Source organism: Candidatus Marimicrobium litorale, from assembly GCF_026262645.1.
Classification (GTDB): Bacteria; Pseudomonadota; Gammaproteobacteria; order Pseudomonadales; family Halieaceae; genus Marimicrobium; species Marimicrobium litorale.
The window spans coordinates 2,242,296-2,254,596 of the sequence record NZ_SHNO01000001.1; the positions used below are offsets into that span (position 1 = coordinate 2,242,296).

At 46.7% G+C, this 12,301-nt stretch carries 21 protein-coding genes; 1 reads left to right on the plus strand and 20 read right to left on the minus strand.

Annotated elements, in window-relative coordinates; genetic code table 11:
- Positions 1–4 precede the first annotated feature (4 nt).
- From EYC82_RS10010 to EYC82_RS10095, 20 genes are all read right to left on the minus strand, one after another.
- Positions 5–166: a hypothetical protein gene (locus EYC82_RS10010; RefSeq protein WP_279249390.1), complete on the minus strand. Its 162-nt coding sequence runs from the start codon at positions 164–166 to the stop codon at positions 5–7.
- Positions 145–486 (minus strand): SPASM domain-containing protein, encoded by a 342-nt coding sequence (locus tag EYC82_RS18150; protein ID WP_423243918.1) that lies wholly within the window; start codon positions 484–486, stop codon positions 145–147. Before EYC82_RS18150 ends, EYC82_RS10010 begins: the two co-directional genes overlap by 22 nt.
- Positions 423–1,352: a radical SAM protein gene (locus EYC82_RS10015; protein ID WP_279249391.1), complete on the minus strand. Its 930-nt coding sequence runs from the start codon at positions 1,350–1,352 to the stop codon at positions 423–425. Before EYC82_RS10015 ends, EYC82_RS18150 begins: the two co-directional genes overlap by 64 nt.
- Before the next feature lie 149 nt (positions 1,353–1,501).
- Complete coding sequence (locus EYC82_RS10020; protein ID WP_279249392.1) at positions 1,502–1,882, minus strand: DUF805 domain-containing protein; 381 nt, start codon at positions 1,880–1,882, stop codon at positions 1,502–1,504.
- Between the two features lie 174 nt (positions 1,883–2,056).
- Positions 2,057–2,338, minus strand: a complete 282-nt coding sequence (locus EYC82_RS10025; protein WP_279249393.1) for a DUF427 domain-containing protein — start codon at positions 2,336–2,338, stop codon at positions 2,057–2,059.
- Between the two features lie 415 nt (positions 2,339–2,753).
- A complete protein-coding gene (locus EYC82_RS10030; protein WP_279249394.1) occupies positions 2,754–3,203 on the minus strand; it encodes a cupin domain-containing protein in 450 nt (149 codons plus the stop codon).
- A 121-nt stretch (positions 3,204–3,324) separates the two neighbouring features.
- Positions 3,325–3,540 (minus strand): TIGR02450 family Trp-rich protein, encoded by a 216-nt coding sequence (locus tag EYC82_RS10035; RefSeq protein ID WP_279249395.1) that lies wholly within the window; start codon positions 3,538–3,540, stop codon positions 3,325–3,327.
- 225 nt (positions 3,541–3,765) lie between these two features.
- Positions 3,766–4,002, minus strand: a complete 237-nt coding sequence (locus tag EYC82_RS10040) for a DUF202 domain-containing protein (RefSeq protein WP_279249396.1) — start codon at positions 4,000–4,002, stop codon at positions 3,766–3,768.
- 93 nt (positions 4,003–4,095) lie between these two features.
- Positions 4,096–4,593 carry an anthrone oxygenase family protein gene (locus tag EYC82_RS10045; protein ID WP_279249397.1) on the minus strand — a complete coding sequence of 166 codons (498 nt, stop codon included), beginning with the start codon at positions 4,591–4,593 and terminating at the stop codon, positions 4,096–4,098.
- 93 nt (positions 4,594–4,686) lie between these two features.
- Positions 4,687–5,070: a PaaI family thioesterase gene (locus tag EYC82_RS18155; protein WP_423243904.1), complete on the minus strand. Its 384-nt coding sequence runs from the start codon at positions 5,068–5,070 to the stop codon at positions 4,687–4,689.
- A 132-nt stretch (positions 5,071–5,202) separates the two neighbouring features.
- A complete protein-coding gene (locus tag EYC82_RS10050) occupies positions 5,203–5,388 on the minus strand; it encodes an SEC-C metal-binding domain-containing protein (RefSeq protein ID WP_341475055.1) in 186 nt (61 codons plus the stop codon).
- A 123-nt stretch (positions 5,389–5,511) separates the two neighbouring features.
- Positions 5,512–5,943 (minus strand): DUF1330 domain-containing protein, encoded by a 432-nt coding sequence (locus tag EYC82_RS10055; RefSeq protein ID WP_279249399.1) that lies wholly within the window; start codon positions 5,941–5,943, stop codon positions 5,512–5,514.
- 145 nt (positions 5,944–6,088) lie between these two features.
- Complete coding sequence (locus EYC82_RS10060; protein ID WP_279249400.1) at positions 6,089–6,502, minus strand: hypothetical protein; 414 nt, start codon at positions 6,500–6,502, stop codon at positions 6,089–6,091.
- A gap of 174 nt (positions 6,503–6,676) precedes the next feature.
- Entirely contained in the window at positions 6,677–6,964 is a 288-nt protein-coding gene (locus tag EYC82_RS10065; protein WP_279249401.1) for a Clp protease/crotonase-like domain-containing protein, read from the minus strand.
- Complete coding sequence (locus EYC82_RS10070; protein ID WP_279249402.1) at positions 6,961–7,290, minus strand: DMT family transporter; 330 nt, start codon at positions 7,288–7,290, stop codon at positions 6,961–6,963. The genes EYC82_RS10065 and EYC82_RS10070 overlap by 4 nt, the downstream gene beginning before the upstream one ends.
- A 178-nt stretch (positions 7,291–7,468) precedes the next feature.
- Entirely contained in the window at positions 7,469–8,497 is a 1,029-nt protein-coding gene (locus tag EYC82_RS10075; protein WP_279249403.1) for a DUF1254 domain-containing protein, read from the minus strand.
- Positions 8,498–8,641: 144 nt separating this feature from the next.
- The gene (locus EYC82_RS10080; RefSeq protein ID WP_279249404.1) at positions 8,642–9,028 is read right to left on the minus strand and encodes a tautomerase family protein; all 387 of its coding nucleotides are present in this window, start codon (positions 9,026–9,028) and stop codon (positions 8,642–8,644) included.
- A gap of 150 nt (positions 9,029–9,178) precedes the next feature.
- Positions 9,179–9,550 (minus strand): hypothetical protein, encoded by a 372-nt coding sequence (locus tag EYC82_RS10085; RefSeq protein ID WP_279249405.1) that lies wholly within the window; start codon positions 9,548–9,550, stop codon positions 9,179–9,181.
- Between the two features lie 211 nt (positions 9,551–9,761).
- On the minus strand, positions 9,762–10,091 hold the full coding sequence (locus EYC82_RS10090) for a hypothetical protein (RefSeq protein WP_279249406.1): 330 nt from the start codon (positions 10,089–10,091) through the stop codon (positions 9,762–9,764).
- A 457-nt stretch (positions 10,092–10,548) separates the two neighbouring features.
- The gene (locus tag EYC82_RS10095; protein WP_279249407.1) at positions 10,549–10,971 is read right to left on the minus strand and encodes a GNAT family N-acetyltransferase; all 423 of its coding nucleotides are present in this window, start codon (positions 10,969–10,971) and stop codon (positions 10,549–10,551) included.
- Between the two features lie 345 nt (positions 10,972–11,316).
- Here EYC82_RS10095 and EYC82_RS10100 point away from each other — a divergent pair, with 345 nt between their 5' ends.
- Positions 11,317–12,300, plus strand: a complete 984-nt coding sequence (locus EYC82_RS10100) for an integron integrase (RefSeq protein WP_279249408.1) — start codon at positions 11,317–11,319, stop codon at positions 12,298–12,300.
- The last annotated feature ends 1 nt before the right edge of the window (position 12,301 follow it).

Sequence of the window (12,301 nt, forward strand, 5' to 3'; positions counted from 1 at the left end):
AATTTCAGGCGGTGCGCCGCACAATTTTCTCGCGAATCAGAATATCAATTCCACAATCATGAAGTGCTTCACCATCTTGCATAATAATCAGCGCCGATTGCTTTTGTCCTCCAGTCAGCTTTTCGATCGCGGACTGCAATTTCGTTATCGGCGCAGTTTTTTGCACGATCCGACTATTTTATCAATTACTTTACGCATTATCTGCGTTATCAAGAATGTGCATTTTTCAACAACGCCAGGCCGAGTGGTCCGGTCATATTCTCGCAAATATTTCCTTACGCTATTTTCCATTTCTGGTATGGAAACCCACGCCTTACAATGACAATCTCTGCAAGCAGGCACCAAGTCGCCTGTCAGGATACCGGAACGATAACGTTTTATCTCTGGGCCGTTGAGAATTTCATCCAAAGGTCTTTGCCGGCTCAACGAGCCAACGCTTTCTTCTGTGACAAAACAAGGGTGGATGGTGCCTCCGGGTCTAAACAGAACTCGGTTCCAAGGATCAAGACAGTCTCGCGTAAGATTTTTTGCTGTAGGATTTTTCTCGCGATATATAATGTTATTTGACATCGCTTTTTTTCTTCTTTTGAAAGAAAAACTTGGCCGATCTTGATTTTCTCTATGCTTTCCCTGATTCCTGCAGTTATTTCGTAATCAATTTTCGCTCTTATCAGTATTTTTTCTATCTCTTCGAAGACATCAGGGATAAGAGCCTGCTCTTCTTTAGGCATTTCTGTAATGTGCATATAACTATCTGAGCTGGTGCTTTCAGCGTAGGCCACAACATTTGAAAAAGAAAAGAAACCGATGCCCAGGCTGAGGCCGAAATTAACAAGATCTACAAGCTCTAAGACATTTTTATCGCAAACAACCGATGTCCAGCCGATTATAGGAGGACGGCGCTCTTTAGATCTCGCTCGACCCAAAATACAAGAGATATTGAACAGCACCGTTCGAAAATCAGAACCTTTTCTTAACGCCTTAAAAGTCTTCAAATTGACGGAATCGCAGCTTACTAAGCTAAAATTGAAAAGCGAGAATGTATCGATCTCTTCTACTGACAATGTTTTTGACAGGTTTGTAATGATATCCAGTTTGCAACCCTGTTCTAAAAGCGAGTTACACTGAACGTGCCAGTTTTCGATCACGGTTGTTTCACCGTGGCCACTGACTGTCACCTCAAGGACATTACGCTTTTTCAGCTGCTCTACATATAATTCGATAGAACCAGGTTCCAGGTCCCTTCCGATATAGTCCTGATTTTGTACTGCACAGTACACACACTTCAGATTACAGTTGGTAGTGAACTCAATGTGTGCGCCCAATGTCCGATTTGTCTCGAGCAAATTCATCTTATCGTCTCGTCACGGGACGCAAATGCTGCACTAAAGATTGCTGTCAATGCGAGTACGCCGAACACCACTGTATGCGCTTAACGCGTTGTAGAATAAAGTGCAGTATTCTCGATCTGACCACTATAAAACCCAACAATACCGGATTCTTAAACGGAACTGCTTAAAGGATATTTTGGATTAGGGCCATGCTCGTTGTCGCTTTCATCACCATCGAAGCACATAAAGACCAGAAAAATGATGGCACCTATCACAGGGATAAGAAGTATGAAAAACCACCATCCAGTTCGACCAGTATCGTGTAGCCGCCGCACAGATACCGCAATGCCGGGAATCGCTACAGCCAACGTATAGAGTCCACTAAGCAGTCCGTAGCCGGACTCAGCATTGAATGTGCCAGTTAGACCATCAACCATCGAGAGTACAACAGAAAAAATGATATTGAATAGAACAAAGAACCAATATTCTTTGCGCTGTGCTCTTCCTCCAAATACTGCATATTTTTTTAATACGTCTAGATACCATTGCATAAAAGTCTCCGGAATACTTGTAGTCTAATATCGTCAGGGAGTAAGCACGGACTTTTCATCTAGCTGTCACCGTTAGTTGCCGAAACCGCTCAGCACCTCGGTTGTCCCAGCTTCGCAGACGGCCTGTTCGGTTGTCCCAGCTTCGCAGACGGCCTGTCTATCACGTGCCGCTACTCAATCTACTATCTCTACGCCACGCCAAAAAGCGACCATGCCCTCGATATGTTTCGCCTTTTCCTTGGCATCAGGATAATACCAAGCAGCACCTTCGTTCGTGTCGCCATCAACAACAACGTCATAGTAACTAGCCGCACCCTTCCAAGGGCAAAAAGATGATTTTTCGCATGGCGAAAAATGACCTCTATTCATAGATTCAGCGGGGAAATAGTGATTTCCCTCTACAATCACAGTTTCGCTGCTCTCTGCCAGCACCTGATCTTTCCAGACAGCTCTCATCTCAGTAAACCTCTTTGCATGAAAAATTATGAAAAGCCCTTATGACTCTGACCTGCTATTGTGCCTTACTCTAGCCCTTTAAGCGCCTTTGTACCATTGCCGTGGGTTTAAGCAGGCCACTGGACGCTCGGTGAAATTGCATGTTCACTCTATGCTACGGAACCCTGCAAAGAACATTCTCTATTTGCGCTGATTACCGGCGTCTACGTGCACAAAACGATGTCCGGTTTCTCTAGGCTTATCCCCTTCTTCATTCAGCAGAGACTTGGAGTAGCAGCTTTCCCCTTTCTCTATTGTCGCCGCTTATAATACAAAAGTAGATAGCGCCCGCTTCACCGCAGCAGTTACAGCAACAGTGCGAAGCGCATCCTATTCCATGACTTTTTCTGATCGAATAGTGAGGTTTTACGCACAGTCAGTCATGGCTATCTACTACTACCTGGCCGTGCTTCGCTGCTAACTGGACAAGATGATCGCGATTCGGATTTTCCCATGAACCTTCTCGATCGAAATCCTCGTACATGTGTGACGCGCCCTCACAAGAAGTCATGGACAGGATTTCACCGCCGCTTTCACCAAACCGGTACCAGTGGGTGGTATTTCCAGAGATATGAACCAAAGCGCCAGGCTTGACCAAGGTCTCAAGATCGTCGACACCACAGACGACTTCGCCTCTGAGCACGAAAAATGATTCATCCCATGGGTGGAAATGTGGGCCGGGGCCAGTACCCTCCGGGCCCACTTGGTGAAAAATCTCATAGCCCCCTGTCTGTTCGCCTGCGGCCAGTACAGTGATTGAGAATCCGGCAATATTGAGAGGGCGAGCACGCTCTTCAGGTGAAACGATCAGGGATTTTTTCGTCATATCAGAACCTCTCATTACAAATCATATATTGCTGACCCGTTTAGCGCTATTGCGATCTGCTCTGCCCAAAACTTACGAATTTTTCCGCATAAATGCTCGTTGTCGCGCTGATGTCCTTTACCTATATCCACCCATGCAACCACTGACTATCATCTTCGAGATCACGCCAGTCTATTTGAATGAATCGCTTTGACATAACCGCTTCAATCAAACATAGAACAACAACATCCTCTTCGTCAAACTCGACGTCAGAGACGATAAAGTGCTTCTCTTTGTTCGCTGGCTTTATTGCCGTCCACTTACTACCCAGTAGCTTGTTCGGTTTGATTCTATTCATCACGGACCCATGAGATACCTAACACCTTGAGGAAAACAGCCTAAGCATAACGTAACTAAAAAAAAGCCACGTCATCAAAAATGGTGCTTAGGTCACCCCGGTAGCCTGCACTTGCTTGATAGCTCGGCTCCAACCAAATCCTGCGTGCAGTGGCACCTGAGTGCGTCCTGACGAAAATAGATCTCCCTGCCTCAACTGTGTAGCGGGCCGGAAAGCATGTCCAACTTATTGACCCCATCTAGACCGCACTGTTAAGAAGCGAATGAAGCCGATAGTCAGAGCCACTGCACCTAGCATCAGCAATCCCCAACCAGCAATTATGTGCTCCGGACCCTCGGCCAGGTATTCCAACACAACGACCCCTCCGGCGATCAAAGACAAGGCGGTGCGCACGTAAGCCAGCAAGGTCCTTTCATTGGCAAGGCGAGTGCGCGCCAATGCGAGTTCTTCTTGAATATTCATAGTGCGATGGCCTCAAGCGGTTTTAATCTATGACTCCGCCCGCACTTCCACCACCCTGTGGCGCTCCTTGTTAGGCTATGCCTCTGTATCATTTTATTGCCTTAATGCCACAAACATTAACAGGAACGACACGCCGACCGCCATTGCAGCTCTAATCTTGTTTGACCTGTTCCACGGCTTCTCAAATTCAAGACGGGCAACCTTGACATTATCGTCAGAAACATTATCTACATCAATTTTCTGCAATTTATTGTTCAATGGTAAATGAAAAAATATGGTGGGAAGTTGAACACCCATAATGTATCCAACTGCAGCTAACAGCAGAATGACGAAATCCAAACCGTGTAGTTTATCAAAGCCGTCGACCGCGCAAGCGATCAGGGCAACGACTGATCCGAGCCAAACAAATAAAAATAATGGATGATTATCCTGAATAATGCGATCTGTAACCTGAAACGCCTTAATAAAATTCCTGTCATCCAAATTTCTGATGCCAGGCATCACCACAATCGCATAAGAAAATAGAAAACCCGCGACAAGCGAACACAACAGCGTCGAAAAAATCAGTGACACATCGAAAAAATCTATCATTTAGTCTCCTCACTCGCTGCGGCCTAACGCCGTGTTGGCCTGTTGGCTTATTGGCCTGTTGGTAACAGCGCAGCCTGGGCGCGCCCCTCATCGCTACCTTTTTTTAACGCTAGGGGTAAATATCGAGTAATTTCCGTTCGCCTTTGCGATGAGCGTGTCATTACAGAAAATGTTGGACTCCATGTTTGCAACGGATTTCCCTCTATTAACGACTGTCGTTTCACAAGTGAGTAAGCCAGTCGTCACGGGACGATAATAATTTATTTTAATCTCTATCGTCGCACAAATCTGTCCCTCGAGAAGACTGGGATAAAGCGCTGCACCCATACCCGTATCAGCTAGCGAGAAAATTACCGCGCCATGTACCACCCTGTGTGGATTAAGCAATTTTTCGGACACCTCTACCGAGCACGTACTAGTGCCATCATTGTGTGTGTCGATTTTCAGGCCGACCAAATCGGCAAAAGGATGAATCACTCTTTACTCTCCGCCTCCATACGCCTTCAGACTGGAACCGCCGTGAGACCATCCTGGCGCGAGGCGCACTTGCTGCGTCGAGCCGTTATGTATACGAGCCTGTGTCATCAGTTAACAATAGCCAATGGTCATTTAGCTCGCTGCACCACAGCATTTTTTATACTTACGCCCACTATCACACGGACACGGGTCATTTCGCCCTACCTTCGGCGTCGAGCGCACTATCGTTTCCTGCGGAGGGCAACATCCTGGATCACTACAGGCGTCATCTTCAAAACCGCTATTCTCTTTATTCATATTTCTTCTATCCTCAATCATCTCGATTTCCTGAACGACTCAGGTACACGTAGCGCCCATGGCGGCCAGCGATCGGAGCGCGCAGCGCTGTGATCGTCCGGCGCGCAGAAGGAGCACACCGCATGCACTTGTATAACCTTAGCCTCATCTTTCACTAAAGGGCTCACCGGCTAGATGCAGCATCGTGTGATTTGCTAGTGCAGCCTTCCGATGTCTTGAGGCGGAGTGAAACTCAGGATCAGCCAGCATCTTCATAAATGCTGTCCTGGTTGGAAAGTACATGATCGCAGCCATATCCCATGAAGGCTCGGAGGGCCCGATCATAATCTGATCTACAGCCGTATCGAACACTACACGCCCACCACATTCTGTTAGAAATTGACCTGCGATTTCCCCATAGCGTAGGAAAGCCCCCTTGCCGGTAATGTCAGCTTCCGGCGTACCATATTCAGGGTCTTCGGGTTGGTACTGAGCTCGTTCATTGAAACTTAACAGGTTTAACGCGCCCACTGGCTCATCACCCGACAATGATCGCAGTTTCGCTATTTGGTCTTCGGTAGGCATGAGCACCGACATAGGGGCCTCCACGTTTCTATTTGAATGATTCCACCTAGCGCCTGCACTCGCGACCGGAGCGCGACACATGGCGGTCTCAGCGGAGCGAAAAAATGCGCGAGTGATATCTTATCGTCATATAATTCTTCTGCACGTTCTCCTTAGTTTAAACGCCATAAATACCTATCGCAAAGGCCAGATAGACAAGAGGAATAAAGGGCCCGATTTGGAGAACCTTTCGTTGCCATATCTGAAAGCTCTTTTCATCCTTTGCATTGACTCGAGCTAGAACGAAGTAAATACAAATGATATTAACGACAACGGCTAAAAGCCCTGCTATAACTTTGACTGCCAGCAATAAGGAAATATTAGGCCAAATCTGGAACAGAAGGATAGAACCGGTGACTAGCACAATTGCGACGATGGGCGCTTCGAAATAAGTGTCAACAATTTTGTGTGACTTAGCAACAAAGCGAAGGTCTTGCGCTGAGCCCTTAGCTGCCTGCAACTCGACTAAGGTTTCTACCACGATCATGCCGGCCCAGAAACTCGCTGCCACTATATGTATGTGCAGTAACATGTGGTCAGGTATTTCCAGATATTAATAGTATCCACATAGCTCTTTGAAACCCCCATAGCAGATTTTTCAGACTCATATACAAAGAATCCAACGCTCCAATAAGCGGCGCATCTTTCGCGCCCGGCAACCGATGGCAGCAAAATTGATTAGCTTTTTAGTTTTAGAAAAACGTATTCAGCTATCCTTAAACGCCGTTTTACGCGTCTGAAGGAACGCCGTCATTCCTTCCCAACCTTCCTCATTACCCAAAGTGTGTAACACCGCTTGTCTTTCTATTTGCAGTGCGTCTCGTTGAGACATATCAGACCTTCTAATAATAGCGAGAATTATCTCACTCATGGCAATAGCGGAGAGGGCTGCCAACTGCCAACCTAACTCAATGGCTGATAACACACCAAGCCGCTGGTCGACCAGCACTGCCGGTGCGAAGCGCCCTTGCTGCACTGACGTGCTATGTTTCAATGCCCGACCGTCTTCGAGAATACATTCATGACAATAACTCCAGCTACAATTAGCGATATGCCTATAATCGCCGCGAAGTCGAGCTTCTGATCGAAAACAACGAGACCGACTACTGTGACTAGAGCAATTCCCGCGCCAGACCAGATAGCATAGGCCACACCAATAGGAATCGTTTTTAGAACAAGGGAAAGATAGTAAAAAGCTACCCCGTAGCCAATGACTACGATAATGCTTGGCAGTGTTTTCGAAAACTGGTCCGATGCTTTTAGAGCACTTGTGCCAATGACTTCAGCAACTATTGCGATGACAAGATAGAGATAGCTCATACACGACTCCTAGACACATAACGCCCACAACCGCAGTCAGCCGAGGGCTGGTCTGATTGCTTGTGCTGATTATGAGGCGTCATACTCAGAGTGTATACCAAACAAAAAAACCCGTCATGAGGACGGGTTTTATAAAGTGAGGCTCTTGAATAGTTTATTGCCTGCTTGTGTCTCGTTGCTATTGTTTGATGGGCTTAGGATCAGGTAGCACATAGCTACCATCCAATACCGCTTCCCCTGGTTTGTATATTCTCATGATAAAATTCCATCCCTTACTAACGTCCACTCTATTTTTTTGATTTCCGCAAACTTCTTCTGACCCGAAAAACATCGTGAATGTGCCGTCAGTATCTAGCTGCACGGTTGATGAGTTAACGATATTATTGTTGCTTTTCATGAAACCATCGTCGCCATACACTGTGATCGACCAGAAAGCATTGTTCTCAGGCACATTATAAATCGCAGAGTAGCAAGATTTTTCTGACTGACCACCACTATAGTTGAGATACATCGCATCCCACTCCGGGAACAAACCCCAGCCAGAAGCGGCTGCAATATGCCTAGTTTTTTCATTAACCTCACCCCGTGGCCCCATCATTCCAGTGAAGTCCTTATACTTCGCCGAATCTAACTCATACTTTTTAGTGAGCTCGCCTAGCGATTCCTCATCCCAATTAGGCGAAGGATAGGGGTCAGCGCTCTTAGCAGTAATAATGAATTTATCTTGTAGCTCATTCACTAGTGATATTTCTTCAGGATTCTCCGGGTCAATAACCTGAATACGAATGCCTAATCCTAAATACTTGGTATCACCTGGTAGTTCGTGAGTGCCCGATGTATAGATAACAAATGGAGTGTAGTGATCATTGTCTACAAGATAGACAGAAACGTAGCGGTCTTCCGGTAGCTCAGGAACGGTAATGGTCGCCCCTTGGGATGTGTCCACAACAGCCATGGAGTACAAGGTATCTCTATTCATTCTGACAATATTTTGCTTATCTAAAGGTGTTGGATCCCGGAAATGGAAAAAGCGATTGACCCCTCCAGCCATTTTCGCAATTTGAGAAAACTGCCGATCACTCTCCGCACGTATGTACGTATCACTGGTCACTGTTACTTTTTCATCAACAACCTCTGACTGAACTCCAGTAGAAATCAAAAATGTAACCATGAAAATAGTGATTACTTTAACTGTGCTTAAATTCATAATGTCTCCTATAAAATATCGTATTTTAATTTCTTACATGACTTTTTTAATTGCAGCTAACGACCGCATTTGCGGCGGTTTTGTAGCGAGGAGCGAGCGGAAAAACCGTCCAAACCACGCAGTGGTTGATGCAACATCCACTTGTTACACATTAACCTTATATTTAAGATCTTTAGCTTCATCGCCCGTCATACCTCTGAAGCCCCATTGATAAGGTTCTTGCTCTTTAATGGTAATCTCTATGTCGATAGGGGCTATATTTAGCTCAGACTCGATGCTTTGAAAGATCGCTTTTATAAGAGCCTTTTGAGTCTCCTGCTTTCTGCCTGTCATCAGGTTAATTTCTATCACAGTGTATGCGTCAGTTCGGCCCACTGGGTAATAGAAATCTTCATTGTTTAAAGGCACAAAACGGTGCGCGCGTTTGTCTTCTGGAATTCCCAGAACGGATTGCATACAGCCATGAATGACATCCGATAGTTTTGCCTTTATAGGATTCAAATTATCCTTAATTCCATAAACTACAATCATTGTGTTTTCTCTGACGTGTAACGCCTCAAACACAGGCTTGGTGAAGTTGGCGGATTTTTTGGAACAAAAAAGGTGACAGCTTTACGAAGTCCGCGTGCTTTGACTTGTTAATCTCTGCATTTATTCCCAGCCTATCAGGTTGATAGACGCTCACATTTCTCGCCCTGTAGTGCAGAATACAATGGACTGGGACACGATAAGCTGGGCCAAAATTATACGTTTGTCCGACTTATCCAAAGGCACCCAATTTTCTTCAGGCAACGGCAGCGTTTTCGGATCGATAGTCTGCGGATCACCAACAATCTCTGCGCGACGCACAGCCTCTGTCTTGATACAGCTGTCCACCTTTTGACTGATGTCAGCAGCGTCTTTCATTCCCGCCAAAAAATGGTCCAGCTCAGCGGAGGTAAGCTTGCCGTCTGTGTTAAAGGGCGAATCAGTGAACAGTTGATCACATGCGCTGATGAATAGTACGACTGACGTAAGCAAGCAAACGCGCCCAAGTTTCAAACCTTTTATCATTCATTTGGATCCTGTGTAGGAGGGCGAATTGATAAATTTGCTGCTAATCCAGTCGACTCTTTGATATATAAATCAGCCATCGCTAGCGGACATTTTCCAGGCAGATTAACGCCGGCAGCAACTGCAGGCAAAAATGGCGCTTGTTTTGATGGGTTTATGGCAAAACGAGTGACAGTTTTGACTGTCGGATTGCCTGCCCTTGTTAAGTGTACTAACCATAATAATTAGAAACTCCAACACCATAAAAAATGACTGGAACCAGAATAACACACAGTAAAATGTAAAAAATATTGATAGCCATGTTTGATTTTTTGCGAACTAGCTTAAGGCCAATAGCGCAAGCAATACATAATGGAATAGAGCTATAAAAATAAACAAAAGGCATAAGTGCAAATAGCTGAGATACTTCAGATGGAATGGTCGAGTCGTAAAAAGAAACTGCAATTGGCGTACCTATATAAATGCCTATTACCAATGTTGAAATGAATAACACTGGTGCTAACCACAAGGGCGTTGTTTTAATTTTGCTTGCTATATCCATGTACACTTAACGCTTCAAGCTGGGGCGGCCGTAAGGCCGTCCCGGCGCGAAGCGCCCTTGCAGCCTTGACTTGTTAATTAGCCCGCGCACTCGCTATTGCCTTTAACCAAGATGACCTGCCAAACACAGTAAAACAATACTCTTCCCCGGGCGTAGTGACCACTATGAAAGCGTTGGGCACGAGAGGGATGAAACCTAGAAACTTGGTCCAAGCTGGTTGGATGGAAGCGATAGCAGATACGGGAATCTCGGTTTCGCCTCGTTGTATGTTTAGGGCATGGGATGAGAAAACCATCTTGTTGGGGAAAAGGGTCAACTGGCCCCCAGCTGTTTCTATCCCTCGCTGGAGGCTCGCTTTTCCTTCTCTGAGCGCGGTCGTATTCAAGGGCTAATTAACGCTTCAGGCTAGGGCGGCTGTTAAGCCGTCCCAAGCCCTGACTTGTTATTGGGCCGGGCTTCACAACAGCTTCCTAAAATATGCCGCCGATTCTTCGTATTCAATTGCCTGATAGAAGGTTGCAGCACGACGAGTAGCAAGGGCGGATAGCACAGCACCCTTTGATTTGGCCCATTCTTCAAAGGAGGTCATCAGAGACTCGCCTACACGCTGCCTGCGATGTGAACTGGACACCATGATCTCCTCAAGCCAGGCTACATTTCCGTTAGCGTAGAATGTATCGTGACAGAACCCCAAGCAATAGCCAATGAGAGCGCCTTCATCGACAGCTACGAGGGCTACTGCATCAGAGCTTTCCAGAATGTTTGCGTATGATTGTCGGAAGTTAGGTTCTACAATTTCAAAACTCGTCACGAAGTCCCGTACGAGTGGAAGTACATTATCTATGTCTTGCGGGTTCGCCCTACGAATTTGGATAGACATGCAATGCTAGGCCCTATAACAGCTAAGTACATAGACCGGTCTAGAAAACCGAGCGGCCTCGTATGCAGGATATATGTGCGTGGTCATTTATTATTATTTCCTTATCGACAATGAGTTAGCTTAACGCAGCGACCGAGCGCTGGAAACACGAGCCTCTGGCAGTATCAAAATTCATCAATTTCGAGCAAGTCGGAAGACCCATTCGCTGTTGATTAGTTCAATATTATCAATGTTTATATGGATGCTTAGCCCATGGTTTGTGTCAGGTCCCCTGAAAAACGGGCTTGATAATCTCTCCTTTTATACTACTGTATATATATACAGTAGTATAAAAGGAGAGAGGCTGTGGACGATATCAGTCGCGCCATACCTGCCGGCCCCCTGCGTTTTCTTGATCAACTGCGTCAGGATATTCGGGCGCGCGGTTACGCGTACCAGACAGAGAAAACCTATTTGCACTGGGTGCGTCGCTTTATTCTGTTTCACAACAAGCGTCACCCCCGGGAGATGGGTGCAGAGCATATCAACAGTTTTCTGTCTCACCTGGGCTGTCAGCGGCATTGCTCACCGGCAACCCAGCGTATTGCGCTGAATGCGCTGGTCTATCTGTATAGAAAATTCCTCAAGGTCGAACTTGACGCACTGAATTTCGAGAAGGCGCGCATCAAACGTCGCTTACCGGTTGTGCTTACACACCGGGAAGTACAGTGCATTCTCGCACAGCTTCCCGACAAACACCGACTGATGGTGTCGCTGTTGTACGGCTCCGGGCTCAGGCAAAACGAGTTGTTGAATCTTCGCGTCAAGGATATTGATTTTGGATTAAGCACACTCACCGTACGCTCGGGCAAGGGTGACAAAGATCGAACCACCCTGTTACCGCAGAGTGTGCAGGAGAGCTTGACCGGACAAATTGCCTTTGTCGATAAACAGCACACGCGTGACATTGAAGACGGCGTTGGCGATGTTCACCTGCCCAATGCACTGGCCGGGAAGTATCCGGGCGCGGCACGGGAGCTTGGCTGGCAATTTGTGTTCCCCTCCACCACGATTGGCGCCTGCCCTCGCACCGGGATCCTTCGCCGTCATCACTTGCATCACACGGCGCTGCGCAAGCAGGTCACACAGGCCCGCGTTCGCGCGGGTATCACCAAGCACGTCAAGTGCCATACCTTTCGACACAGCTTTGCCACCCGCTTACTGCAGCAAGGGTACGACATTCGCACCATTCAGAAGCTACTTGGGCATAGCGACCTGAGTACCACCGAAATTTACACGCATGTGCTGGGGCGCGGTGCCATGGGCGTGGTCAGTCCGATCGATTCCTGAG

Bases quoted from the DNA above. Each gene is read 5' to 3' on its own strand.
- EYC82_RS10015 (WP_279249391.1), bottom strand. From the start codon at position 1,352: ATGAATTTGCTCGAGACAAATCGGACATTGGGCGCACACATTGAGTTC.
- EYC82_RS10020 (WP_279249392.1), bottom strand. From the start codon at position 1,882: ATGCAATGGTATCTAGACGTATTAAAAAAATATGCAGTATTTGGAGGA.
- EYC82_RS10025 (WP_279249393.1), bottom strand. From the start codon at position 2,338: ATGAGAGCTGTCTGGAAAGATCAGGTGCTGGCAGAGAGCAGCGAAACT.
- EYC82_RS10030 (WP_279249394.1), bottom strand. From the start codon at position 3,203: ATGACGAAAAAATCCCTGATCGTTTCACCTGAAGAGCGTGCTCGCCCT.
- EYC82_RS10035 (WP_279249395.1), bottom strand. From the start codon at position 3,540: ATGAATAGAATCAAACCGAACAAGCTACTGGGTAGTAAGTGGACGGCA.
- EYC82_RS10040 (WP_279249396.1), bottom strand. From the start codon at position 4,002: ATGAATATTCAAGAAGAACTCGCATTGGCGCGCACTCGCCTTGCCAAT.
- EYC82_RS10045 (WP_279249397.1), bottom strand. From the start codon at position 4,593: ATGATAGATTTTTTCGATGTGTCACTGATTTTTTCGACGCTGTTGTGT.
- EYC82_RS10050 (WP_341475055.1), bottom strand. From the start codon at position 5,388: ATGATTGAGGATAGAAGAAATATGAATAAAGAGAATAGCGGTTTTGAA.
- EYC82_RS10055 (WP_279249399.1), bottom strand. From the start codon at position 5,943: ATGTCGGTGCTCATGCCTACCGAAGACCAAATAGCGAAACTGCGATCA.
- EYC82_RS10060 (WP_279249400.1), bottom strand. From the start codon at position 6,502: ATGTTACTGCACATACATATAGTGGCAGCGAGTTTCTGGGCCGGCATG.
- EYC82_RS10070 (WP_279249402.1), bottom strand. From the start codon at position 7,290: ATGAGCTATCTCTATCTTGTCATCGCAATAGTTGCTGAAGTCATTGGC.
- EYC82_RS10075 (WP_279249403.1), bottom strand. From the start codon at position 8,497: ATGAATTTAAGCACAGTTAAAGTAATCACTATTTTCATGGTTACATTT.
- EYC82_RS10080 (WP_279249404.1), bottom strand. From the start codon at position 9,028: ATGATTGTAGTTTATGGAATTAAGGATAATTTGAATCCTATAAAGGCA.
- EYC82_RS10085 (WP_279249405.1), bottom strand. From the start codon at position 9,550: ATGATAAAAGGTTTGAAACTTGGGCGCGTTTGCTTGCTTACGTCAGTC.
- EYC82_RS10090 (WP_279249406.1), bottom strand. From the start codon at position 10,091: ATGGATATAGCAAGCAAAATTAAAACAACGCCCTTGTGGTTAGCACCA.
- EYC82_RS10095 (WP_279249407.1), bottom strand. From the start codon at position 10,971: ATGTCTATCCAAATTCGTAGGGCGAACCCGCAAGACATAGATAATGTA.